The sequence below is a fragment of the Pseudomonas sp. ACM7 genome (genome assembly GCF_004136015.1).
Classification (GTDB): domain Bacteria; phylum Pseudomonadota; class Gammaproteobacteria; order Pseudomonadales; family Pseudomonadaceae; genus Aquipseudomonas; species Aquipseudomonas frigoris.
Window position 1 is genome coordinate 1559633 of the sequence record NZ_CP024866.1, and the last position, 24516, is coordinate 1584148.

The 24516-nt window shown below is 59.4% G+C and carries 23 protein-coding genes and 3 pseudogenes; 10 read left to right on the top strand and 16 right to left on the bottom strand.

Annotated elements, in window-relative coordinates:
- Positions 1 to 30: 30 nt before the first annotated feature.
- From CUN63_RS07395 to CUN63_RS07405, 3 genes are all read right to left on the bottom strand, one after another.
- Positions 31 to 231 (bottom strand): DUF1656 domain-containing protein, encoded by a 201-nt coding sequence (locus tag CUN63_RS07395; protein ID WP_007896379.1) that lies wholly within the window; start codon positions 229 to 231, stop codon positions 31 to 33.
- The gene (locus tag CUN63_RS07400) at positions 221 to 2425 is read right to left on the bottom strand and encodes an FUSC family protein (RefSeq protein ID WP_129438319.1); all 2205 of its coding nucleotides are present in this window, start codon (positions 2423 to 2425) and stop codon (positions 221 to 223) included. The genes CUN63_RS07395 and CUN63_RS07400 overlap by 11 nt, the downstream gene beginning before the upstream one ends.
- 138 nt (positions 2426 to 2563) lie before the next feature.
- Complete coding sequence (locus tag CUN63_RS07405) at positions 2564 to 4075, bottom strand: efflux transporter outer membrane subunit (RefSeq protein ID WP_129438321.1); 1512 nt, start codon at positions 4073 to 4075, stop codon at positions 2564 to 2566.
- Between the two features lie 294 nt (positions 4076 to 4369).
- Between CUN63_RS07405 and CUN63_RS07410 the strand changes: the two genes are divergently transcribed.
- The 4 genes and pseudogenes from CUN63_RS07410 (at position 4370) to CUN63_RS07435 (ending at position 7904) form a co-directional block, all read left to right on the top strand.
- Positions 4370 to 5338, top strand: coding sequence for a LysR family transcriptional regulator (locus tag CUN63_RS07410; RefSeq protein ID WP_008150590.1), 969 nt, complete (start codon positions 4370 to 4372; stop codon positions 5336 to 5338).
- 26 nt (positions 5339 to 5364) lie between these two features.
- Positions 5365 to 5635: pseudogene (locus CUN63_RS07415) on the top strand (DUF6124 family protein); the annotation flags it as partial.
- Between the two features lie 645 nt (positions 5636 to 6280).
- Entirely contained in the window at positions 6281 to 7255 is a 975-nt protein-coding gene (locus tag CUN63_RS07430) for a D-glycerate dehydrogenase (protein WP_129438325.1), read from the top strand.
- Positions 7256 to 7394: 139 nt separating this feature from the next.
- A complete protein-coding gene (locus CUN63_RS07435; RefSeq protein WP_129438327.1) occupies positions 7395 to 7904 on the top strand; it encodes a DUF2165 family protein in 510 nt (169 codons plus the stop codon).
- 27 nt (positions 7905 to 7931) lie between these two features.
- Here the strand turns inward: CUN63_RS07435 and CUN63_RS07440 are convergent, their stop codons facing one another.
- On the bottom strand, positions 7932 to 8834 hold the full coding sequence (locus CUN63_RS07440; RefSeq protein WP_129438329.1) for a DMT family transporter: 903 nt from the start codon (positions 8832 to 8834) through the stop codon (positions 7932 to 7934).
- A 138-nt stretch (positions 8835 to 8972) separates the two neighbouring features.
- Here CUN63_RS07440 and CUN63_RS07445 point away from each other — a divergent pair, with 138 nt between their 5' ends.
- Positions 8973 to 9848 (top strand): AraC family transcriptional regulator, encoded by an 876-nt coding sequence (locus CUN63_RS07445; protein ID WP_129438331.1) that lies wholly within the window; start codon positions 8973 to 8975, stop codon positions 9846 to 9848.
- Positions 9849 to 9997: 149 nt separating this feature from the next.
- Here CUN63_RS07445 and CUN63_RS07455 read toward each other — a convergent pair whose 3' ends face one another.
- The 8 genes from CUN63_RS07455 to CUN63_RS07490 all read right to left on the bottom strand — a co-directional run bounded on the left by CUN63_RS07455 (position 9998) and on the right by CUN63_RS07490 (position 18206).
- A complete protein-coding gene (locus CUN63_RS07455; RefSeq protein ID WP_129438335.1) occupies positions 9998 to 12427 on the bottom strand; it encodes a TonB-dependent receptor in 2430 nt (809 codons plus the stop codon).
- Positions 12428 to 12661: 234 nt separating this feature from the next.
- The gene (locus tag CUN63_RS07460) at positions 12662 to 13651 is read right to left on the bottom strand and encodes a FecR family protein (RefSeq protein ID WP_129438337.1); all 990 of its coding nucleotides are present in this window, start codon (positions 13649 to 13651) and stop codon (positions 12662 to 12664) included.
- Positions 13648 to 14211, bottom strand: a complete 564-nt coding sequence (locus CUN63_RS07465; protein ID WP_129438339.1) for an RNA polymerase sigma factor — start codon at positions 14209 to 14211, stop codon at positions 13648 to 13650. The genes CUN63_RS07460 and CUN63_RS07465 overlap by 4 nt, the downstream gene beginning before the upstream one ends.
- Positions 14212 to 14215: 4 nt before the next feature.
- Positions 14216 to 14542: a DUF3325 domain-containing protein gene (locus CUN63_RS07470; protein WP_129438341.1), complete on the bottom strand. Its 327-nt coding sequence runs from the start codon at positions 14540 to 14542 to the stop codon at positions 14216 to 14218.
- Positions 14543 to 16123 (bottom strand): PepSY domain-containing protein, encoded by a 1581-nt coding sequence (locus CUN63_RS07475; protein ID WP_129438343.1) that lies wholly within the window; start codon positions 16121 to 16123, stop codon positions 14543 to 14545.
- Complete coding sequence (locus tag CUN63_RS07480) at positions 16120 to 16425, bottom strand: DUF3649 domain-containing protein (protein WP_129438345.1); 306 nt, start codon at positions 16423 to 16425, stop codon at positions 16120 to 16122. Before CUN63_RS07480 ends, CUN63_RS07475 begins: the two co-directional genes overlap by 4 nt.
- Before the next feature lie 212 nt (positions 16426 to 16637).
- Positions 16638 to 17045 (bottom strand): HPF/RaiA family ribosome-associated protein, encoded by a 408-nt coding sequence (locus tag CUN63_RS07485; protein WP_008150614.1) that lies wholly within the window; start codon positions 17043 to 17045, stop codon positions 16638 to 16640.
- 213 nt (positions 17046 to 17258) lie between these two features.
- Positions 17259 to 18206: a LysR substrate-binding domain-containing protein gene (locus tag CUN63_RS07490; RefSeq protein WP_129438347.1), complete on the bottom strand. Its 948-nt coding sequence runs from the start codon at positions 18204 to 18206 to the stop codon at positions 17259 to 17261.
- Between the two features lie 135 nt (positions 18207 to 18341).
- On the opposite strand from CUN63_RS07490, the gene CUN63_RS07495 reads away from it, so the two are divergent.
- Complete coding sequence (locus CUN63_RS07495) at positions 18342 to 19718, top strand: L-serine ammonia-lyase (RefSeq protein WP_129438349.1); 1377 nt, start codon at positions 18342 to 18344, stop codon at positions 19716 to 19718.
- A gap of 229 nt (positions 19719 to 19947) precedes the next feature.
- On the top strand, positions 19948 to 21249 hold the full coding sequence (locus CUN63_RS07500) for a serine/threonine transporter (protein ID WP_129438351.1): 1302 nt from the start codon (positions 19948 to 19950) through the stop codon (positions 21247 to 21249).
- Between the two features lie 224 nt (positions 21250 to 21473).
- Here CUN63_RS07500 and CUN63_RS07505 read toward each other — a convergent pair whose 3' ends face one another.
- Positions 21474 to 21695 (bottom strand): hypothetical protein, encoded by a 222-nt coding sequence (locus CUN63_RS07505; protein ID WP_129438353.1) that lies wholly within the window; start codon positions 21693 to 21695, stop codon positions 21474 to 21476.
- Between the two features lie 23 nt (positions 21696 to 21718).
- Here CUN63_RS07505 and CUN63_RS07510 point away from each other — a divergent pair, with 23 nt between their 5' ends.
- Complete coding sequence (locus CUN63_RS07510; protein ID WP_129438355.1) at positions 21719 to 22036, top strand: DUF3509 domain-containing protein; 318 nt, start codon at positions 21719 to 21721, stop codon at positions 22034 to 22036.
- On the opposite strand, the gene CUN63_RS07515 is transcribed toward CUN63_RS07510, so the two are convergent.
- A complete protein-coding gene (locus CUN63_RS07515; RefSeq protein WP_129438356.1) occupies positions 22033 to 22533 on the bottom strand; it encodes a phosphate-starvation-inducible protein PsiE in 501 nt (166 codons plus the stop codon). The two genes, CUN63_RS07510 and CUN63_RS07515, sit on opposite strands and share 4 nt — an antisense overlap.
- A gap of 306 nt (positions 22534 to 22839) precedes the next feature.
- Here CUN63_RS07515 and CUN63_RS07520 point away from each other — a divergent pair.
- Positions 22840 to 23094 (top strand): annotated as a pseudogene (locus CUN63_RS07520) (YebG family protein); the annotation flags it as partial.
- Positions 23095 to 23376: 282 nt separating this feature from the next.
- Here CUN63_RS07520 and CUN63_RS07525 read toward each other — a convergent pair.
- Entirely contained in the window at positions 23377 to 23982 is a 606-nt protein-coding gene (locus CUN63_RS07525) for a hypothetical protein (protein WP_129438360.1), read from the bottom strand.
- A gap of 56 nt (positions 23983 to 24038) precedes the next feature.
- Positions 24039 to 24258 (bottom strand): annotated as a pseudogene (locus tag CUN63_RS07530) (transposase domain-containing protein); the annotation flags it as partial.
- 44 nt (positions 24259 to 24302) lie between these two features.
- Between CUN63_RS07530 and CUN63_RS32080 the strand changes: the two are divergent.
- Positions 24303 to 24506: a hypothetical protein gene (locus tag CUN63_RS32080; RefSeq protein WP_256657674.1), complete on the top strand. Its 204-nt coding sequence runs from the start codon at positions 24303 to 24305 to the stop codon at positions 24504 to 24506.
- Positions 24507 to 24516: the final 10 nt, after the last annotated feature.

The following is a 24516-nucleotide window of genomic DNA, read 5'->3' on the forward strand; positions in this document are numbered from 1 at the left end:
CTTCAGTGATAGAGAGTCAGTGGTAGAGAGTCAACGGTAAACAGTCAGCGCCAGGGCGCCGAACAGACAGGTAAACAGACTCAGGCGCAGCAGCGCCGGGTGCCAGAAGAAGCGGTACAGATCGAATCCGGACAGGAACCGGTCGAGTGCCCAGGCCAGCGCCGCAGCGATGAAAAACATCAGGGTCATGGTCGGCATGTACACGCCGTGGAAGGCGATTTCACGAGGCATGTTCAAGTCCTTGGGGCTTGGCGGTGGCGTTGGCCTTTATGTAGCCGGCGAGCGGCGATTGCGGGTCCAGTAACGAAGTGCGGATAAAGTGCAGGTAGCTCTTCACCCGGCGCAGGGCCGAGGTGTCGAAGTGCGGCGCGAAAGGTTCGTCGGTGGCTTGCACGCGGCTGATCGCGTGATCGACGGCGATCAGGCCGCGTTCGAGATTGCTCTGGCTCGGTTGCAGGAACAACCGCACCAGCGAACGGCCCATCACGCGGATCGCCTGGCGCCACGGCTGCGATTCGGCATACGCCGGATGCACCGGCAGGATCGCCTGCTCCTTGCGCAACTCGATGATCGCGTGGCCGACTTCCAGCACCACGAACATCCAGCGCAACAAGTCCCGCTGCACCTGCGGTTGCCCTGCCGCGAGACCGTAGGCCTGGTGCAGCAAGTCCCGCGTGCTGCTTTCGAAACTCGACGCCAAACCCTTGAGTTTGCCGCTGATGGCGTACACCACTTGCCCGCGCAAATCCTGTTCCAGCCGACGCCACAACCAGCGGCTGTTGGGCGGCAGAATGATCGCCCCGGCCGCCGCGCATACCAGCATGCCGAGCACCATGGCGATGTAGTCGTTGATAAAGGCGTAAGGGTTGTAAACGGTGAGGTTGTCCGGCACCGAACCGGTGCTGAAGAAGATCAGCAAGCCGAGGCCTATGCCCGCATATTGCGGTCGTGAAGTCAGGAACGAACCGAGTACGATCACCGGTGCGAGCATCACGCAGAGCAACGGAAAACCGTCGATCCAGGGGAAAATGAAAAACATCTCGACGAAGCCGATCAGAGCCCCGAGGAGCGTCCCGCAGGCCATCTGAAAGGCCATGCGTTTTGGATTCGGTGTCGCCGCCGAGAGGCCCACGGTAGCGGCGGCAATCAGGGTCATCGTCGCACCGCTCGGCCATGCCGTTGCGACCCAATAGCTGCCCAGAACCACCAGAATGAACGCCGCGCGAATCCCCGAGGCGGCCGACGCCATCCAGTTGGTTTGCGGGGTGAACGGCTCATCCCATTGCTCGCGCGCATGGCTGTGATCGGCCAGCGACGCGTGGGTCTGTGCATAACTGTGCAAGTCGTCGACGAAGCGATAGAGCAGCTCGTACGCGGTATGAAAATCCAGGTGCTCGGCGTCGCTCGGATCGCCCTCCTGGAAGATCGCCCGAAGGCTGCGAACCCGCGCCGGCAGACCTTCTTTATAGGCGGTCAGTGCGATGACCAGACGCCCCGCATCGGCATTGGTCAGCGCACGGCCGCTGAAGCCGTCGAGCAGTTCGGCCAGGTCCTGCAAACCCGGCTTGATAGCCGCAACCACGTGATCGGTGCCGCTGCTGCGCAAGCGTTCGAGCAACTGGTGCAAGGCGTTGAAACGGGTGGTGATGCCCATGAACTCGCTATTCAAGCGGCTGAGCCGACCATTGCGCCGACGCATGTGCGGGTCTTCGAACACGGTGACGCTGCGCAACCCTTCCAGCCCCACGGCCTCAGCGATGAAGCGCACGTTGCTCGCCTCGAAAGCCTCCCGTTTGCTGCGACCGCGCAAGCCATCGGTGACGAATAGCGCGAACACGCCGAAGCGCTGATACAAGGCGTTGCGCATGGCGGCGCTGGCGGATTGCGGCAGGATTGCGGCGCTGACCAGCGTGGAGCAAATGATCCCCAGGGAGATTTCCAGCACCCGCCACACGGCGGCCATGAACGCGCCGTCCGGGTGCGCCAGTGCGGGCAAACCAACCATCGCCGCGGTGTACCCGGCGAGCACGAAACCATAGGCGCGAAAGTTGCGATAGCGCGCCGCGCCCGCCGAACAGATGCCCACCCAGATCGCCAGCGAACCGAGGAACAGCTCGGTGTTTTGCGCAAACAAAGCGATCAACGCGACCATCACCGCCGAGCCGGCCAATGTCCCAAGGAAGCGATAGAAACTCTTGGCCAGCACGTGGCCGCTTTGCGGTTGCATGACGATGAACACGGTGATCATCGCCGTGCGCGGCTGCGGCAACTCCAGGCGCATGGCCAGCCACAGGGTCAGGAACGCGGCGAACAGCACCTTGAAAATGTAGACCCAGGTCACGCCATCGCTGCGCGCCCAGTCGAAGAAACCCCGGCGCCATTCAAGGGAATTCAGCCAGCGCAAAGGTGCGGGCAAGGGAGTCATGGAGTCCTGCTCATTGATATTCAGTCAGGCTGGGAACCTGTGGGAGCGAGCTTGCTCGCGATTGCGGTCTGACATTCAACATTGATGTCGACTGGCACTCAGTCATCGCGAGCAAGCTCGCTCCCACAGGGTCCGTGCTCACTTGGAGATGCTCTTAAGAAGAGTCGGGGTTTTCGGTACGGCGATCTGGCTGTCTTTCGGCACGCCGCTACCCGCGCCCAATCCGCCGCCGAGCGCCGTCACCAGTTCGGCATGAGCACTCAGTCGCGCGGCCTGCACTTGCTGCTGAACTTGTTGCTGTTTGAACAACAAAGTCTGGGCGTTAAGCACGTTGAGGTAGTCGGTGAGCCCGCGCTGGTAGGCGATCATCGCAATGTCGTAGGTCTTCTGCGCAGCGGCCACCGACTCGGCGGCGAAGGTTTGCTGCTTGTCCATGGATTCGCGGCGGATCAACTGGTCGGAGATGTTTTTCAACGCGTTGACCAGCGTCTGGTTGTACTTGGCCACGGCGATGTCGTAACCGGCCGAGGCTTCGCCCAGCTCCGAGCGCAAACGGCCGCCGTCGAAGATCGGCAACGAGATGGCCGGGCCGACACTGTAGTTGAGCTTCTTGCCGGTCAGGAACTCCAACGCTCCACCGCCCGTGGCCATGTAACCGAGGCTGCCGACCAGATCGACGTTGGGGTAGAACCCGGCATGGGCGACGTCAATGCCCCGCGCCTGGGCCGCTACTTGCCAGCGACTGGCGACCACGTCCGGGCGTTGGCCAAGCAGTTGCGCGGGCAAGGTCGATGGCAACTTCAGCGCCGCGCCCAACGACAACGTCGGCCGTTGCAACTGCGCGCCCTCCCCCGGACCTTTGCCCGCAAGTGCCGCGAGCTGGTTGCGGCTAAGGGCGATTTCTTCGTCCAGTGCATCGATCTGGCGGTGGGTTTCCGGCAGCGGCGTTTCAGCCTGACTGACTTCAAAATGGGTGCCGATGCCACCGTTCAGGCGCTTCTGCGCGAGATCGAGAATTTGCTGCTGCTGTTTCAGGGTCGCGGCGACGATGTCCCGTTGCGCGTAATGCAACGACAGCTCGATGTAGGCGCGCACGATGTTGTTCTGCAATTCGAGCTGGGCCAGACGCGCTTCGGCGGCCGTCATGTGGGCCATGTCCACGGCGCGCTCGGTGGCGTTGCTTTCGCGCCCCCAAAGGTCGAGGGCGTAGCTGAAGCCCAGCGCGGCGTTGTTGTCCCAGGTGGTGGTGTTGGCCAACTCGCCCGGCCCGTAGAACTGATCGGTGGGCCAGTTGTGGCGTTTGAGAGTGGATTCGCCATTGATCTGCAGCGACTCGGCGGACTCGGCGATCCCGGCCATGGATTTGGCCTGACGCACTCGCGCCGCCGCCATGGCCATGGTCGGGCTACCTTGCAGGGCGAGGTCGATCCAGCGGTTCAATTGCGGGTCGCCATAGGCCTGCCACCATTGGGCGGTCGGCCAGTGAGCGTCCTGTGCAGCGTTCTGAATGGCTTCGTCGGTGGCCAGTGAATCGGCCTCGAGAGCCTTGCCCTGCGGAGCAATACCTCCGGTACCGATGCAGCCGCTGATTGCCAGGGTTAAAGCCAAAACACTGAGCGTCTGAAGCGCTCTGTTGATGCGACGCGGCACTGCTGCAAATTCCTGAGTTGAGATAGATCCCCCGTAAGAGCTGTCGAGTGAAACGAGGCTGCGATCTTTTGATCTTCGCGTTTAAAGGCAACATCAAAAGATCGCAGCCTCGTTTCACTCGACAGCTCCTACAGAGGTGGGCGCAATTCTAGGGGTCGGCTTTGTTGGCGATAAGCTGGGATTCCTGTGAATCTTTGTTACCGTTAACGCGATAATCCGTCAGTCCATCTTTAGTCGCCTGTAGAAAGTCAGCAACTTCGTGTCACAATTTGCCATTCGCCTAGAGAGCACCCCATGGACACTTTGCAAAACATGCGCGCCTTCAGTTACGTGGCCGAGGCCGGCAGCTTCACTGCCGCCGCCGTGCAACTCGATACTACGACGGCCAACGTTTCGCGCGCGGTCTCCAACCTGGAAGCCCACCTGCAAACCCGCCTGCTCAACCGCACCACCCGACGCATCGCCCTGACCGAGGCCGGCAAGCGCTATCTATTGCGCTGCGAGCAGATCCTGGCCTACGTCGAAGAAGCCGAAGCCGAAGCCAGCGACGCCCATGCCCGTCCGGCCGGGCAGCTCAAAGTGCACACCATGACCGGCATCGGTCAGCACTTCGTGATCGACGCCATCGCCCGCTACCGCAAGACCCACCCCGACGTCACCTTCGACCTGACCATGGCCAACCGCGTCCCGGACCTGCTGGACGAGGGCTACGACGTGTCCATTGTGCTGGCCAGCGAGCTGCCGGACTCGGGCTTCGTCTCCCAGCGCTTGGGCATCACCTACAGCATCGTTTGCGCCTCGCCGGCCTATGTGAAAGCCAACGGCTGCGCACAGAAGCCCAGCGATTTGCTGAACCACGCGTGCCTGCGTTTGGTGAGCCCGGTGATTCCGCTGGAGAAATGGACCTTCGACGGCCCGGAAGGCCAGGAAATGGTGACGATCAATAGCTCACCGTTTCTGGTGAACTCCGCCGATGCGATGAAGACGGCAATCACCAGCGGCATGGGGGTTGGGGTTTTGCCGGTGTATGCAGCGATTGAAGGATTGCGCAACGGCACCCTGGTGCGGGTGATGCCGAACTATCGGTCGCAGGAATTGAATCTGTATGCGATCTATCCGTCGCGGCAGTATCTGGATGCGAAGATCAAGACGTGGGTCGAGTATTTGCGCGGGTCGTTGCCGGAGATTTTGGCGGCGCATCAGGCGGAATTGGTGGCTTATGAGTTGAGTGGGAGCATGGGTGGGGTTCGGGTGGCGAACTGATTTTGTCCGCGTACAGCTGCCACCTCCACTTCCCGTCGATTGCCGACATCAAAGCCACCCCGCGCACGCCCAACACTGTTCACAGTGGACTCAGAGGCCAAGACCGAAACCCTCGTGGTTTTTCTGGTCGAGACGCTAGCCTCGGTCGATGTGATGGTCCATCACCTGGTGGACCATCTTGACGGTGGGTCGCGCAATACCCTGCTGGGCATTTCAAACATCTTCATGCTGGCGGAGATCACGGCGAACCGAGTGCTGGGTAACATCGACACACCAAAACCTTCGCCGCACAGCTAATCCCTTGTGGGAGCGGGCTTGCTCGCGAAAGCGGTGCTTCAGTCGATATTAATGCTGAATGACACACCGCATTCGCGAGCAAGCCCGCTCCACAATTGAATTTGGTACATCAGCAATATATTGGTCGGCTGTCAGGCCGCCATCGCAGGCAAGCCAGCTCCCACATCTATGGTTCAGATACGCCTTTCGCTCCTCACCACTCAACAGGACGAGCGTTAGCTCGCCTGCAGCTCTTGATCTTGATCCACCCGCCCTATATCGGGAGGCTGAGTGGAGGTGTTCATCCGGGGAGTGGCGCGCAGCGCCGTTCGACGCAGTCGAACACGCTGCATGTAGGTCGTCGCGCAGCAGACCGGAGGGCAGTGTCCCCGGATGGATACCGGAACGAAGGAACGCCGAGCCTAAGCGAGGGGCCGGACGCTCGGGGCGAGCCTTTTTGGGTACTTTTTTGGCGTTGAAAAAAGTGCCTCGCCGTAAGGGCGAAACCGCCAGCCGCCGTTACCGCAGAAATGGATATGTACACCACCAACAGGAACATGGTCGGCCCAAAGGCCGCCAAGGACAAAAGAGCCCAACGGCCTCGCCCAAATCCAAAGAAGAATGTTAGCGTGCTTGGCATTCACCTGCGCCGAGAGCCCTCATCCCATGAAAAAGACCGTCCTCGCCTTCAGCCGCATCACCCCCGAAATGATCGAACGCCTGCAACAAGACTTCGACGTCATCGTGCCCAACCCGAAAAACGGCGACATCAACGCCCAATTCAACGAAGCCCTGCCCCGCGCGCATGGCCTGATCGGCGTCGGTCGCAAACTCGGTCGCGCACAGTTGGAAAACGCCGCCAAACTGGAAGTCGTCTCCAGCGTCTCGGTCGGCTACGACAACTACGACGTCGCCTACTTCAACGAACGCGGGATCATGCTCACCAACACCCCCGACGTCCTCACCGAAAGCACCGCCGACCTGGCCTTCGCCCTGCTCATGAGCAGCGCCCGTCGCGTCGCCGAACTGGACGCCTGGACCAAGGCTGGCCAATGGCAAGCCACCGTCGGGGCGCCATTGTTCGGCTGCGATGTGCACGGCAAAACCCTGGGCATCGTCGGCATGGGCAACATCGGTGCGGCCATCGCCCGTCGCGGGCGTCTGGGCTTCAACATGCCAATCCTCTACAGCGGCAACAGCCGCAAGACCGAACTGGAGCAAGAGCTCGGCGCACAGTTCCGCAGCCTTGATCAACTGCTGGCCGAAGCCGACTTTGTCTGCCTGGTGGTGCCGCTCAGTGAAAAAACCAGACACCTGATCAGCCATCGCGAACTGGCGTTGATGAAGCCGAGCGCGATTCTGGTGAACATTGCCCGCGGCCCGGTGGTGGACGAACCCGCCTTGATCGAAGCCCTGCAAAACAACCGGATTCGCGGCGCCGGGCTGGACGTTTACGAGAAAGAACCGCTGGCCGAGTCACCCCTGTTCCAACTGAAAAACGCGGTGACATTGCCGCACATCGGTTCAGCGACTCATGAAACCCGCGACGCCATGGCCAACCGTGCCTTGGCTAACTTGCGCAGCGCCTTGCTGGGGGAGCGACCGCAAGATCTGGTGAACCCACAAGTCTGGAAAGTCTAACTAAAACGGGCAGGTGCTTAACCGCCTGCCCGTGACCTACACACCTTGCAATTTAGTTAACTGCTAAAAAAAAGATGCTCACTATAGACTCCCAACACTTAGTCTAACTTACGGACTTTAGTTATGGAGAGCACCTACCTTGAACCACCTTACGACCGACAAACTGATTAGATACAGCAAAGTAGTACTAATGGCCTATATAAGCTTCTTTGGCTTGATGGTGATGTACAGCAACTTTACCGACTACCCATCCAATTACGAATACGTCGGCCATATTCTCAGCATGGACACCACCCGAGAAAACCTGAACCTGAGCTACAGAGCAATCACTTCGCCCATGCTCCACCACCGAATTTATTGGTTAATTATCACTTTGGAAGTTATTTACACGGCTTTCTGCTTGCTGGGCGCTTACCATCTTTATCGAAACATCAATGCACCTGCAGCCGTTTTTCACGAAGCGAAGAAATTTGCGATCATCGGACTATTAATTGGTCTTTTTGTCTATTACATCTGCCTGCAAGTGATCGGCACCGAATGGTTCAACATGGATGAATCTGCAATCTGGAACGCCAAGGATTGGGCCAGGCACATCGTGGACTTCATGTTTCCACTGCTGATTTACATCACGCTCAACATCGAACGCTGAAGTTTCAGCGCTCGATTAACCAAACCTTCACGCCAGTTTGCCGTTCCCTTGCACTATTGCCGCCCTGGGCTTACGAAACACCAGCACATTGCCCAGCATCACCAGTACCAAACCCATCAATGCGGGCGCGGTCCATTGGTAGCCTTCGGCAAACGCCGACACGTTCAGCGCCACGACGGGGAACAGTACGGTGCAATAGGCTGCGCGTTCCGGCCCCATCCGCCCGACCAATGTCAGGTAGGCAGTGAAACCGATCACCGACCCCGGAATCACCAGGTACAACAGCGAACCGATGTAGCGCGCATTCCATTCCATGTCGAACGGAATGCCTTTGACCAGGCACCACGCCGACAGCATGGCCGCGCCATAGGCCATGCCCCAGGCGTTGGTGGTTAGCGGTTTGAGCCCGGCTTTCTGTTGCAGGCTCGACAGCATGTTGCCCGCCGAGAAGCACAACGTCCCGAGCAACGCCAGACCCAACCCGAGCAAGGTTTGCGGGCTCGCGGTGTGGCCCGCCACCTCAGGCCAGAACAACAGGCCAAGCCCGAACAAGCCCAGCGCACCGCCCATCAGCACATTGCGAGCGACTTTCTGACCGAAGAACACGCGTGCATTGAGTGCGTTCCACAACGTGGCGGTAGAAAACACCACCGCGACCAGACCGCTGGGGATCCACTGGCTGGCGGTCAGAAAGCACATGAAGTTGACGCAGAACAGGCACAGCCCCTGCGCCAGGCAAATCAGATGCCCGCGACGGTTCATCACCTGCAGGCGGCGACTCAGCAGCAGCATCACGAACAGCACCAACGCTGCGAGGCCGAAGCGATAGACGATCGACACCGGAATCGCCACCACACCCAGTTGCCATTTCAAGGCGATCCAGGTGGTGCCCCAGATCAGCACGGTCAGCAGATACAACGAAAGGTTCATGGCAAAGACTCCTGAATAGACCGTCAGTGTCCTGCGCCAAGGCCTTTCGCACTTGCATAAACTTGCGCTTTTGTCGGGCCACAGGCTGGCAGCCGAACGGCTACGGAGTAGGATGCAAGGCGTTGGAGAGAACCGATCATGCCCGCACTGGAAACCCTGCAAGTCTTTCAAGCCCTTAACCGCTCGCCCAATGCTCACCTGGAGCACAGCGCCGAGCTCGGTGACGGCATGGCTGCAGCCTTGTGGAGCAACCATCACGACGCCCAGGATTACGAAGCGCCGAGCCATCACACCTTGTCCTGCTACATCGCCGGCGGCACCGGGACCTTTCGCCGCGACCAGCCCGGCACCAAGGGCGGCCCCGACAAGCTGTGCATCCTGCCGGCCGAGCATCAATCGGGTTGGGTGATCAACGGCGATATTCGCCTGGCCCATGTGTATTTCAGCCCCGAACAATTTGCCCTCGGCTGCGTTACGTTGCTGGACCGCGAACCTCGCGAGCTGCAGTTGCGCGAAGCCACTTTTCTGGACGACCCGGCGCAAGCCCGGCGCTTTCGGCAAATGCTCACACTCAACTGGGACGAGCCCGGCGAACGCGTGCTCACCAGCAGCCTGGCCCATGAAATGCTCAGCCACGTATTGCTCGGCCAGGTCGGGATGCGTGAGGGGTTGCGGCTTAAAGGTGGATTGGCTGCGCATCAGCGACGGCAGTTGGTGGAGTTCATCGACACTCAGTTGGCCGAGGCGATCAGCCTGGGGCAATTGGCGGCGTTGTGTGCGTTATCCGAATACCACTTTGCGCGGATGTTTCGCGAGAGCTTTGGGTTGCCGCCGCATCAATTTGTGCTGTCGCGACGACTGAGCCGGGCGCGGGAGTTGTTGCGTTCGACGTCGCAGCCGTTGGGGGATATTGCACTGGCGTGTGGGTTTGCCAGTGCGAGTCATTTCACCAATCGGTTTCGGCAGGCATTGGGCGGAACGCCTGGAGAGTATCGGCAGGCGTTTTTGCGGTAGGCCTGAGATTTTCGGTGTCTGGGATGCAGCCTTCGCGAGCAAGTCGAATCGTCGCACCGCCGCTCCCACATTTGATCGCATTCCCATGAGAGAACTCGGTCAAATGTGGGAGCGGGCTTGCTCGCGAAGAACGATGACGCGGTCTGCGATCAGAACTCCAACGTGCTGGACAACGAAATCTGCCGCGAATCCCCCATCGACACAAAGAACCGGCTCGCCGCCGAGGTGTAGTAGGTGCGGTCAAACAGGTTCTTCACGTTAAGCTGGAATTTGACCTTCTGCCCCTCGACTTTGGTGTCGTAAGTGGCGAATGCATCAGCCACGGTGTAGCTCGGCAAGTCGAAATCGTTCACGGCGTTACCCGCTCGCTCGCCGACATAACGCGCACCCGCGCCAACCCGCAACTGATCACCACCGACGATGGTGCCAAAGTCATAAACCGCCGACAGCGAGCCGCTATTCTTCGCTACGTTTTGCAGTTTTTTGCCTTTGTAGATCGGGTCTTCGGTGACTTCGGCATCGGTGTAGGCATAACTGCCGATCATGCTCCAGCGATCATTCAACTGACCGCTCAGGTCCACTTCCAGACCACGGGAACGCACTTCACCGGCGGCGCTGTAGATCGTCACGGGTCCTTCGGAGTTGGCCACCAGCACGTTGCGTTTCTTGATGTCGAACAGCGCGACGTTACCGGTGACGCGGCCCGGCATGTCGAGCTTGGCGCCGATTTCCCAGGACTTGGCTTCTTCCGGCGCGACGCTGCCGTCCAGCACGGTGCTGCTGCCGCTCAACGGCGCGATGGTCGAGTTGGGTTTGAATGACTCGGTGTAGCTGCCGTAGAACGACAGTTCATCGGTGTAGCGATACACCAGGCCGGCGCGAGGCACCCATTTCTGGCCGTTGCTGTCGGTGTTGGCCTGGAACGGTACACCTTTGCCGGCGTACTGGTCGTATTCCTGGAAGCGTGCACCAGCGACGAAAATCCATTGATCGGTCAGGTGAATCGAGTCCTGCAAAAACAACGAATCGCTGCGCAGTTCATCGGTCTGCGCACTGTCGGCCGGGCTGACCGTGGTGCCGGCGACTTCGCGGCCGTATACCGGGTTGACGTAGCTGAAGGTGCTCAAGCTTTTCTGACGGATCAGGTCTTCGCGGTAGATCTTGCGGTACTCGTCATCGACGCCGAACACCAAGTCGTGCTTCATTCCCGCGAGCTGGACATTGCCTTCAAGACTGGCGGTGGTGAAGCGGTCGGTGCTGATCGCGTTCTGAGTGCCGTCCATGCTGCGAGTCAGGGTGCCTTTCTTGGTGTCGATGGCGGTGATGCGCACCTGGCTGGCGTCGTAGGTTTCGCGGTTCCAGCTGTAGCCGAAGTGGGCTTTCCAGTTGTCGCTGAGCTCGTGATCGGCCTCGAAGTGATAGAGGTCCGAGCGGCCTTCCATGTTGTTGAACGGCTCGTCGAGACGACGCTCGCGAGAGATGTCCAGCGGATGATTGTCACGCGGGTCGATGACCGTGCCACGGTCGAACGGGGTCAGAAACTCGCGGTGTTCGTAGGCGAACAGCAGCTTGGTGCTTTCGCCGAACCAGGCCAGTGACGGTGCTACCAATGTCTCGCGGTGAGTACCGAAGTTGCGCCAGTAATCTTCGTCTTCGTGGTCCAGGACCATGCGATAGGCCAACCCGGATTCGCCGAGCGCACCCGTGCTGTCGAGACCGCCACCGCTGCCGTTTTTGCCGTCGCCGTAAGTCGAGCTGCGCAGGGTCAGGGCGTTGTACTGCTCAAGCTCGGGTTTCTTGCTGACCATGTTGACCACGCCACCCGGGTCTTGAATGCCATAAAGAAGCGAGGCCGGGCCCTTGAGCACTTCGACCCGGTCCACGGTCGCATTCATGCCTCGGCCCTGCACGAGCGGCATGCCGTCGCGCATGATCGAGCCGTTGCGGTTGTCGCCGAAGCCGCGAGTCATCACCGAGTCCTGAGTGCTCGCCAGTGTGTTGCCTTGAGTAATGCCGCTGACGTTGGCCAGCGCATCGTCCAGATTGCGCGGCGCCTGATCGCGGATGACCTGAGCCGGAACCACGTTGACGGTCTGGGGGATTTCCTGAAGCAAGGCTGATGAGCGCATCACCGAACTGGTGGGCGGTGGCTGATAGCTCATGGATTGATCGGCCACCGAAGTGATGGTGGTCGCGCCCAGGTTCAAGGTGCCTTCAGTGGGCAACGGCTCCAGCCCCCATGTGTGGCCGTCGGTACGGCGGAAGGTGAACCCCGAACCGCTAAGCAAACGCTGCATCGCCTGTTCGGCACTCATCTGCCCGCTGAGCGCTGGAGCGTTGAGGCCGTACGGTGCCTCATCGGTGTAGACCACGCTGATGCCGGTGATCCGGCTGAAGTCGCTCAAGGCCTGGGGCAGCGGTTTGGCGGCCATCGCGAAGCTGAACTGCGCATTCTGTCGGGCACTGCCGGCCTCAGCCGCCACCGCCATACTCAACGGCAGCAATGCCAACGCCGAAAAGCTCAAGGCACACGTACCCAACCATTGTTTGACCGAACCCGATTTTGCCCTGGACTTCATTGCTCATGACCTGTGTAGAACCACAACGGAATTCGAATGACTCGCAGTTTCAGTCACTACACGAATGGGGCTTGGGTTTACCTCACCAAAATTTTGAAAATAATTTTATCGGGATTATGTATTGCTTGACTGGACGCCTTCGCGAGCAAGCCCGCTCCCACATTTAATTGCATTCCCTCTGAAGGAACTCGGTCGAATGTGGGAGCGGGCTTGCTCGCGAAAGGGCCGGTAGCCTTACCGCAAAATAATCAGATGCCCCAGAACCTTGTGTTGCTCAAACCCCAACACCCCTTGCAACGAACTCAGCACCGCCTGCGGATCCTTGCTCGGAAAGCTGCCACTGACCCGCCGCGCCGCGAGTTCATTGTTGAGCAGCACAATCCGTCCCGGGTAATAACGCCCCAGGTCCTCCACCACATCAGCGAGCGTCGCCTTGTAGTAATTGAGCCATCCCTGACGCCACGCCAATTGCGCTTCGCTGTCTACCGCGTGGAGTGTTTCCGCCGAACCCTCGCCATAGGCCACTTGCTGGCCAGCGGTGAGGATTTGTTGCGCTGCGTGCTTGTCCGCCGTCACACCAACCCGCCCGGACAACACCGTGACCTGCGCGCCATGGGGTTGCAGGCGTACTTCGAATTGAGTCCCCAGCACCCGCGCCTGACCCTTTTCAGCGTCCACCACAAACGGCTCGCCGGTGTGGGTCACGCTGAAAAATCCGGCGCCGCGCCGCAGCTGAACGTGCCGCTCACCACGACTGAAATCCACCGCAATCGCGCTGTCAGCATCAAGCGTGACTTGCGACTGATCCGCCAGCGTGACGGTGCGAATTTCCCCCGGCGCCGACACATAGTCCGCGCCCAGATCATCGACCCAGCGCGACGGTTGCCAGCCAGCACCGAAGCCGATCATCAGCACCAGGCTCGCCGCCATCGCCAACGCCCCCGACCAACGCCGAACGCTGGTACGGCGCGAGCGATTCATGGCGTTGAGGTAACCCTGCAAGGCAAACGCGTCTTCATCGGCCAACGTTCGAGCCGGTGTTTCGGTCAACTCCCACACCACTTGCGCCTGGGCGTAAGCCTCGGCATGGGCAGGGTCGGCCTGTAGCCAATGGCTGAAGGTGGCCTGATCGCCGCTGCTGGGCTGATCATGCAACAGACTCAGCCAGGCGAAGGCCGCCTGTTCCTGAGCAGGCGTCGGGGTGACGCGTTCGGTGTTTTTCACGGTGCTTTCCCTGGCGTGCGCGGTTCGGGTTCCCGCAGGCTGGCCTTGCAAGCCTCGAGGGCGCGCATCATATGTTTTTCCACGGCGCTTTGGGACAAGCCCATGGCCTTCGCGATCTCGGCGTATTTGCGCCCGTGAATACGGTTGAGCAAAAAAATCTGCCGCGTGCGCTCGGGCAGCGCGCGCAACGCCGCTTCGACGTGACGCAAGTCGTTGCCCGCCTCCAATGCCGCTTGCGGTTCGCTGCCGTGGCTGTCCGGTTGGTCCGGCATCCAACCCTCGTTGACCCGCACCCGCGTGCCTTCGCTGCGCAAATGGTCGATGGCGATGTTGCCGGCGCAGCGCAACAGGTAAGTGCTGAGCTCTTCGACCTGCACCAACGGCCGACGCCAGAAGCGCACGAACAAGTCCTGCACCAGGTCCGCGGCCGTCGCCCGACACCCGACTCGGCGGCTCACCAGCGCTTCCATTTGCGAACGCTGGGAAAGGAACACCTGCAGGAAATGCGCACGCGCACCGTGATGTTCATCGTCATGGGATTCCGGTGGACGGGTGATCATCAGGTCAGCCCTTTGCAAACACGGCGACGGGGCTGGCGAGCAGACTCAAACCGGCCAACACCAAGGCCAGGCGCGGGCGATACGGCATCAACAACACCAGCAGCAAAGCGCTGAGCATCAACACCGCAAACCACTCCACCAATCCAAGTCCCCAGCCCGTCGACGACACTGCGGCCCACAGCGATAACGCTAGCAACAGCCAGCCACTGAGCTTCATCCCTTGGCGGCGACGGGCCGAGGGCTTGCGCCCCAAAAGTTCGGCGTGATGCCGATCCATCGATAAACAGAGCGCGGTGAAACCGCCGTAGCACAGCAACCAGGCCAAGAACATTCAGTGCGCCTCTTGCTCAAGCATTATCGATTTCGCCCGCGGCCGGGTGACGGTTCCAGCCTGCCCCGAGCGCTGCATTTTCCACGCAGCCCACGCGAAAAACAGACCACTGCCCAGGCACGTCAGATCGAAACCGGCCATGGCCCAATCGCCCTGAATCAGGGTGACGCCCAAGTGATAAGGCGTAGTCAGCGCGTTCAGCAGCGGCAGCGCACAGAACAGCAACGCCGCCAGCGCCAACTGTTCGACCCACGCTGCACGACCACGGCGGACCATGGCGTGCAACACACTCAAGCCCCAGACGATGAAGAAGCCGTTCACTTCCCAATCCGCCCGCCCGGCCATTGCGACCGGCAACAATCGATTGGCCCAGAAGAACGCCGCCACCGCGACCATCAACCCCGACATGCTGGCGATGTTCAGGACTTCCACCAGTCGCAACTCAAACGGCATCACACCGCTCTTCGCATGTTTGAGCTGACGCTTGCCGAGCCAGATCACCAGCCCGGTACCGATCATCGCAGTGCCCGCCAAACCACACATGAAGTACAGCCAGCGCAACACCGGACCGGCGAAATGGCCCATGTGCAAGCCATAGAAACTGCCGGCAATCGCCATGGGTAGTGCTTGCTTCGGCGTCGTGCTGAGTAGCTGCCCGGTCACGCCGTTGAATGTCAACGCGCTGCCAAAGTCGTGGACCACTCGGTCGGCGCCGTCACGCGCAAGAATGACCGAGGCATTCGCATCGCCCGGATTGTTGACCGTCAACCGTCCGGCCCGCCCGCCCGACCATTGCTCGCTGGCCCGTTCCAGCAGCGGTGCCAACGGTGCCAACTGACCCGGTGTACCGGCAAGTTCGGGGATACTGGAAGCAGGAAACACCTCATCGTAAAACGTATCGAAGTCACTGCCATAAGAGGCGACGATGCTCGCCGGCATCACCATCGACATGAAAATCACCAGGCTGCTGTAAGTGATCATCAAATGAAATGGCAACACCAGAACGCCCACCGCGTTGTGCCCGTCGAGCCAGGAGCGCTGGCCCTTGCGCGGTCGGAAGGTGAAGAAGTCCTTGAAGATTTTCTTGTGGGTGATGATCCCGCTGATCAGCGCGACGAACATCACCATCGCTGCGAGGGTCGACAGCCAGCGACCCCACGGATAGGGCATTTGCAACTGAAAGTGGAAGCGGTAAAAGAACTCGCCACCGCATGTGCCCCGGCCCTGCACTTCTGCACCGGTTTGCGGATCGAGGAGTTTTTCGGTGAATTGACCGCGCGTGCCGGGCCTGGCCGGTGCTTGCTGCCACCTCACCGACAGCCCGGGTTCGCGAGCATCCGGCAAATCGATAAGCCATCGCGAGGCACCCGCGGCGTGCTGCTCAAGGTAGTGCTGGGCCAGGGTCAAACTGGCTTCGGAGGACACTGCACGGGCGGGAATTTCCGGCTGCATCCAGTGGCTGATCTCATCCTTGAAATACGCGAGCGTGCCGGTCAGGAAAATCGCGAACAGCAGCCAGCCGAAGATCAACCCAGCCCAGGTGTGCAGCCAGGCCATGGCCTGTCGAAAGCCCTCTTTCATGAGACGCCCATCCAGTACGCCAGCCCCGACACCGCCGCCAAAACCACGCTCGGCACGATCAATCCCAACCAGGCTTGCCACGCACTGCGACAGGCAAAGCACCAGAGTACGGCGACCAGATACACCAGAAACGAGGTCATCATCCCGGTGACCACCGCTTCGCCGCGAGCCATGGGCAGCCACATCGTCAGGCTGACACTGGCCAATGCCGCAACGAGGTATCCCCCCAACACGGCGGCCAGCACTCGGGAAGTGACGGCCAGACAGTAGGAAACGGGGAGCGCGGTGATTTTGCCTTTCATGTTTCGACCTTGAAACGGGTGAAGCCTCGTGAAGGTCACGGAGCCAACAAGGCCGTAATATTAATGATAAATATTCTCATATGCAAAATAGATCAGATGGGATCGTTGTTACGGCAGTCCAAATGATCGTTCCCACGCGCAGCACAAACAAGAACGGGCCTGCATAAGCAGGCCCGTTTTCAGTGGTGGAAAGGTAAAAGGTGAATCAGGCTTCAACCGTTTTGCGCAGCCTGTTCGTTCTCAAGAAATTCGTCTTCCAGCAGCGCATCGGCTGCGACTCTCTCGAACGGCACCACAGCGGCACGTGGTTTGCCCCGCAGTTTGCCGAACAGGTGTTCCAGCGCATGTTCAAGTTTTTCGGCCGCACCGTCGATCGCCAGTTCCAGGTTTGCGGCTTTATGGGTGACGGAAATCGGTTGGTGGCCTTTTGGCCGCGCTTCCAGCTGACAGCGCATGTCATGGGGACCGGGCTTGTCGCCGTTCTCGTCCCGCAGATGAACCTCGACGCGTGTCAGGTCCTCTTCATAACGTTCGAGCGTGCTCTCAATGGTAGTACGTACCCACTCCTCCAGTCGGATGCTGCTTTGAATATGGTTATCGCTGTTGACTTGGATTTGCATAGTTCATCCCTTATTTCAGCTAGCTCGCGAGAGGCACATCGGCTGGCCCTTGGGCGTCATCACCGTGACCTCTTACTTACACAATCGGTCTGCTCGCAGAACAATTCAACCCCTAAAAGAAGATAAATTTTCATACGCAAAAAAAGCCGGACAAGGAGCAAAAGCGCTGTTAAGGTCGGGAGTTGGGTCGCCTGACTCTTTTGTCACAATTGCTCACATCTGCCGCTCCGCCAGCGGGTGCAAGCTTCGAAATATCCCCGCCTCCTCCACCAGCCAGTCATGCACCGCACGCACGCCCGGATGGCTCAGCGCCCCCGGCGCATAGAGCAGCACATAACGCTTGTGATTGGGCACCGCCAGGCCAAACGGCACGATCAACGTCCCCCGATCCAGCTCATCATTGAGCAACGTTCGTCGCGCAATCGCCACGCCCATACCGGCAATCGCCGCTTCGATGGTCAGGTGATTGCGATTGAAGGTGTGCCCGCGCCGCACGTCCGCACCTTCGAAGCCGATAGCGTTGAGGTAGAACTCCCACTCTGCATACTCGTAACTGCCGCGCCAGGCGGTGATGTCGTGCAGCAGCGGAAAGTGCATCAGGTCCGCCGGGCCATGCAGCGGCGGCCGGCCGCGCAGCAGGCTTGGAGCACAGACGGGAAAAATCTGCTCGTCGAGCAAGGTTGTGGATAACAAACCGGGATAGCTGCCGTCATTCAGGTCGATGGCCAAATCGAAGTCGCCTTCGTGCAATGGCACGCTGCTGTCCTCGGCCACCAGCCGTAATTGAATGTCCGGGAATCGCTGCTGCAAACGCGGCAACCTTGGGGTCAACCACTTGCTCAGGAACGATGGGATCGAGCGCACTCGCAAAATTCCGCTGATCATTCCGGCGTCCAGTCGTCGCAATTCCGCATCGATGCTGCCGTAAGCCTCATTGACCGTGATGGCTAGTCGCTGGCCCTCGGCGCTCAGTTCCACACCCCGAGCGCGGCGGTGGAAAAGTCGAAACCCAAGCCGTTCTTCCAGCTGTCGGATTTGCTGACTGACCGCACCCGGCGTGATGTGCAGTTCTTCGGCGCATCGAGTGAACGACAAGTGCCGCGCGGCACAGGAAAACACGTGCAGCCAGACGTAAGTCTGGGCGTGCAATTGGCGACTCATTGTTTAGTCCTGCTAAAGGCTGTCTTAGGAAGTTTCGTTGGTCACGTAGGACCGAGGTAGGCAGTATCGCCGACATTGCGCTTGTCCTACAAAAATGGCAGCGATTTCTCTTCCATTGCTTGTATAGGCTTTAGCATGGCTATCAGTGTTTTCGATCTCTTCAAAGTCGGCATCGGTCCGTCCAGTTCCCATACCGTCGGCCCGATGCGCGCCGCCGCGACCTTCGCCCAAGCCCTGATTGACCAACAATTGCTGGCCGACGTACGGCGAGTAGAAATCCGACTTTATGGCTCGCTGTCGGCGACCGGCGTCGGTCACGCCACCGACCGCGCCTGCGTCATGGGCCTGATGGGCGAATGGCCGGACAGCATTGATCCCACGTCCATCGACAGTCGAATCCAGTCTCTGCGCGAAACTGGCGAACTGTCTCTGGCAGGAAAAACCACCATCGCCTTCAACTGGCAACGCGATCTCCTGCTGCTCGAGGAGAGCCTGCCCTACCACCCCAACGCCATGTCCCTGACAGCCTTTGGCGAAACCGGTGAGTTGTGGGAGCAAACGTACTACTCGATCGGTGGCGGATTCATCATCGAAGCGGCCGAAGCCGAGTCCGGCATCGCGCCAACCAGCGATGTGGTGCTGCCGTACGATTTTTCCAGCGCCGCCGAACTACTCAAGCTCTGCAACCTGCACGGTCTGCGCGTTTCCGAATTGATGATGGCCAATGAATTGGCCTGGCGCAGCGAAGCCGAAATCCGTCAGGGCCTACTGCACATCTGGTCGGTGATGCGCGAATGCGTCGAGCAAGGGCTGCGCCATGAAGGCATCCTGCCCGGCGGTCTGAATGTTCCCCGTCGCGCAGCGAAATTGCACCGCAGCCTGCTGGAAATCGGCAAGCCGAATGTCATCACCTCCACGCTGTCGGCCATGGAGTGGGTGAACCTGTTCGCCCTCGCCGTGAACGAAGAAAACGCAGCGGGCGGGCGCATGGTCACGGCGCCGACCAACGGCGCGGCGGGGATCATTCCGGCGGTGCTGCATTACTACATGAAATTCAACCCGGACGCGTCGGACGATGACGTCGTCGCGTTCTTTTTGGGCGCTGCTGCTGTAGGCATTCTCTGCAAGAAAAACGCCTCTATCTCCGGTGCTGAAGTCGGTTGCCAGGGCGAAGTCGGCTCGGCCTGCGCCATGGCAGCCGCCGGTCTGGCGGACGTGCTCGGCGCCACGCCCGAGCAACTGGAAAACGCCGCCGAAATCGGCCTGGAACACAACCTCGGCCTGACCTGCGACCCGGTCGGCGGCCTGGTGCAAGTGCCGTGCATCGAGCGCAACGCCATCGCCGCCGTGAAGGCGATCAACGCTACGCAAATGGCCCTGCGCGGCGACGGCAAACACTTCATTTCCCTGGACCGGGTGATCCGCACCATGCGCGATACCGGCGCCGACATGCACGACAAATACAAAGAGACTTCACGGGGCGGCCTGGCTGTTAGCTGGGTGGAGTGCTGAGGAGCATTCCGAAGCAGGTAGTTTGAAAACGTAGCGAGCGAAGGCAAGACAAGGCAAAAACAGGCAAGGACGCGGAGTTTACGGGTTGTAAATGAGCAGTCCGCGCCTGTTTTTAACGCAGTATTGCCTGCGTAGCGACGAAGTCGCCCAGCGCGCAGTAGTTTTCAAACTGCCTGCCTGACCGTCCGGAACACGTGAGCCCTAGCAAGAACAATAACGAGGCCAAACGATGACCGATGTACGTACACCTGCTGCCGATAACCCAGCTGTAGAACTCAAACGCGACACAGCAACAGCCACCAAAGGCTGGAGTAAACACGACACCACCTGGATGCTCGGTCTTTACGGCACCGCCATCGGTGCCGGCACGCTGTTCCTGCCGATCAACGCCGGCGTGGGCGGTTTCTGGCCGCTTCTGATCCTGGCAGTGCTGGCGTTTCCGATGACCTTTTTCGCCCACCGCGGCCTGACCCGCTTCGTGCTGTCCGGGCGTTCCGGGGACATCACCGAAGTCGTGGAAGAGCATTTCGGCATCGGTGCCGGCAAGCTGATCACGCTGCTCTATTTCTTTGCGATCTTCCCGATTCTGCTGGTGTACAGCGTGGCGCTGACCAATACCTTGAGCAGCTTCATGGAGCATCAGTTGCACATCGCCCCGCCACCGCGGGCGATTCTGTCGCTGGTACTGATCCTCGGTCTGATGGCCATCGTTCGTTGCGGTCAGGGTGTCATCGTCAAATGCATGAGCGTGCTGGTGTACCCGTTTGTCGCGGCATTGCTGCTGCTCGGTTTGAGCCTGATCCCGAACTGGAACGGAGCGTTCTTCGCCACCGCTAGTGAAGGCATGCCGATGCCGCTGTTCTTCAAGACGTTGTGGCTGGCGATCCCGGTGATGGTGTTTTCGTTCAACCATTCGCCGATCATCTCCGCCTTCTCCGTCGATCAGAAACAACGTTACGGCGAACAGGCCGAACGCAAAAGCAGCGGCATCCTCGCCATCGCCCACGCGATGATGGTGGTGACGGTGATGTTCTTCTGCTTCAGCTGCGTGCTGGCCCTGTCCCCGGCTGATTTGGCGGCGGCGAAGGCGCAGAACATCTCGATCCTGTCGTACCTGGCCAACCACTTCCAGACGCCGGTCATCGCTTACGCCGCACCGTTGATTGCACTGGTGGCGATCACCAAGTCCTTCCTCGGCCATTACATCGGCGCCAGCGAAGGCTTTCAGGGCCTGATCGTGAAAAGCCTGCGCGGCCGTGGCCGGGTGATGTCTGCCAGTTGGCTGAACCGCGTGACCGCGCTGTTCATGATCCTCAGCTGCTGGGCCGTGGCGACGTTCAACCCGAGCATCCTCGGCATGATCGAAACCCTCGGTGGGCCGATCATCGCGTGCCTGTTGTTCCTGATGCCGATGTACGCCATCCGCCGCGTGCCGGCCTTGCGCCAGTACTCGGGTCAGGCCTCGAACGTGTTCGTGGTGTTGATCGGTTTGATTGCACTGTCTGCGATCATCTACTCATTCATGCCCTGAAACGGGCAGGCAAAAAGAAGGCGGGCTGTAGCAGCTGGCGAAGCCTGCGTTCGGCTGCGTAGCAGTCGTGAAATCAGGCGATGCGGTGTTTCAGAAAGACCGCAAACTCAGGTTTTACGACTGCTTCGCAGCCGAACGCAGGCTTCGCCAGCTGCTACATGGATTGCGTTGCAGCGTGAATGCTCAGCAATCGCCACGACGCCCGCCTCTTTTTTTTGCCGTGGTCATTGTTCGACAATTTTTCCGGCATGCCCCTTGCTAAGTTCTATGTAGGAGCTGCCGAAGGCTGCGATCTTTTGATCTTTAGCGCCTTCAGTTACGTCAAAAATCAAAAGATCGCAGCCTTCGGCAGCTCCTACCAAAACAGATGATGGCGATATGGCTATGGAATGGCCGATGGTCCGGTATCGCGAACCAACCCGATCATGGCTGGTCAACAACTGCACGTTCAATCAGGCGGTAACGCATCATGGACAACCCTTTCCAGCTCATTACCGATGCTTTTGCACCGGATTATCAGATCAACCTGAGCATTCAGGGTCTGGATGGCAGCATCATGCTGACCCTGTCCAACAGCGGTCACGTGGTCGCCAAACGGATGATCAGCGCCGAACAACGCAATGACCCCCAGCGCCTCAAACGCCTGGTGCAAAGCATTCAATTCGGCATTGCCATCGAACAGGGCCACAGCGCCGTGGCCATCCTCGAAGCCATGACCGACGGCGACAATCACAACCTGCCGCCGCCACGCGTCAAGGGCCACAGCCGGCCAGCCATGAGGCTTTAAAGCTCGCCCTTCTCGACTTCGGGATGCTCACCGGAACCCGCACCGATCTTGCGTTGCGGGTGTTCGATCTTCACCGAAGGGAATTGCGACGAAGCGTAACGCACCACCAGAATCGAGAACGCCAGCAGCAGAATCCCGCCGCACAGGTAGATGATGCCGACATCCGGCGGATTGTGGTGCGAGACGTTGGAGATCAGCAGCCGCGTCAGCGCAGTGATCGCCACGTAGATCAGGAAGCGCACCGGCATGTGGTTGGTCTTGAAGTAAATCCCGACCATCGCCCCCAGTTCCAGGTAGATGAACAGCAGCAAGATGTCATCGATCTTGATGTGCCCTGCTTCGATCATCCCCAAAAATTCCATCACCGCCGCCCACGCGGTGACGGCACCGATGGCAAACAGCGCCAGATAGTGGAAGGTCTCGACGAACAGGTTGCCCAGGGACTCGGCCAGTTGGTGCACGTTCTGCCGCAGGTTCTCGGCCCAGTTGATTTTCACGATGATTCTTCCTTAGCTCGGTTCGAGCGGATGATGCGGGTTTGACGTGACGGTTGTTCTGCATGCAGAAAAAAGGCCAGAGGCTGTTGGGTGAGATGGCGATAGGCTGCCATTGGACACTTTTGTGGAGAGTTCGAGGGCCTCATCGCGAGCAAGCTCGGCTCCCACAGGTCTTGCGCAGACCACCTGATTTCGGTCTACATTAAAAAGCCACTACCCAAAGCGCAGGGATTCGCTTATCCTTTTCGCTGTATATAAATACAGTGGTCGTAAGACAACTTAATGTGAAGGCATGTGAGGTGGTGAATGGCCGTCGAAGTGGTATACCGCAGCAGCCGAGATCTGGAGCGCTTGTTCATGGATAAAGCCGAAGCTGACCGTCATGACAAAATGCTCGAACTGGCCGAGTTGCTGGCTGAAGTGTTGCACAAAGCCGTTCCGTCCCTGACCGAACAGCAAGTGGAAGAAGCCGGGATCTACATGGCGAAGAACCGCGATGTGTTCGCCAAGGCGTTCAAGAGCCAGCCGGATGCTCTGTCCGAACTGCTGAACGCTCCTGCTGAAGTCGTTGAAAAAGCCGCACCCGTTGAAGCACCGGCACCGGTTGAAGTGGCGAGCGCTGAGCCGACCAAGCCAGCTAAAGCCGCCAAGACACCCAAGTAAGCAACGCCCGAATTGAATAGGCCCTGAGTCAAAAGACTCAGGGCCTTTTTCATGCCCGCAAAAAGTCAGGCTTCGGGTTGTTCCAGCGTAAGCGGCTGGCTAATACGCCTATACATTGCTTTCACGTCAATTCACGTTCTCTGCATCAGCCTCTCAAATCCCTGTCGGCAAGAGGGCTGATTATTTTTTGGGGAGCGATGCGATCATTTGATCAAAGGCCGTTACCGAATATCTTCCATCAAGGTTTTCTACGGTGGGCATTTTTGAAGGAAACCCGAATCGCACTCTGCCGGGAAGCGCTTCGTTCATAGCTGAGTACCAGGTCAGCAGAGCTTGTTGGAGGCGCACGTGTAGCTCGAATCTACTCCGTCGGCGGGTGGTGTCTGCTTTGGCTCGTTCGCGCGCGAGCTGAGGATCTATGCGGCCAACAATGTAACAGTCAGCAAAACCAATACGTCCTTGTACGATCGTTTCTCTTGTGGCGTCCAACTCTATTCGCCAGTCGTGTTCGCTCGCCTCGCCGATCTGCCAAAGACTCCAAATGTAGTGGAGCTTGAGAGGGTCACTGTCACACAAAGCCCACGAAGAAATGTCTTCCATGGCCAGCGCCGTTTGCCAGCGATCCACGTTTCGCTCTGCCCAAAAAGTTGCTGCTTCGACTGGATCCTTTATCCGATCCGGCTCGTTCTCAAAACGGCCGTTTTCAGGAATGACATGCTGCCCTCCATACTTAGCGCACCAAGTGGTTTTCCCACTGGCGCTGATACCCTCAACAACCAAAATCATCGTTATGACTACTCCGTTAATTGCGCCATCCTTGTAAGTCCCAAAGCATCGGGGGATTACGTGGTTTCTGCCGCCACCTGATGCGGCAGCAGTTGCCCTGATCTCACTTGCTCGCTGTGTCGGCAGCCGCATCAGCACATCTTTAAGATAGGCATACGGGTCATACCCATTCATGCGCGCCGACTGGATCAGGCTCATGATCGCCGCCGCCCGTTTGCCGCTGCGTAACGACCAGGCAAACAACCAGTTCGAGCGCCCAAGTGCCCACGGCCGGATTCAGCTGTTCCGGAGTCATCTGGTCGAGGTTGGGTGAGGACGTCATGCCGCTGATTGTGCCAGAGCCGGCGATCAGCGGCGATAAACCGATGGGCTACCGGAAGGCGTCAAAGCACTGTGATCAAGTCGACCGCACCGTCTCGCTACCTGGGGCAGCCCCAGCACAAGGCCTGAAGCTGCTCGCTATCCACTTTGACTTCCGGGGCATGCCGAATGCCGCAAAAGCCGGCAGCGATGCTGCTGGCTGACCCCGGTGGA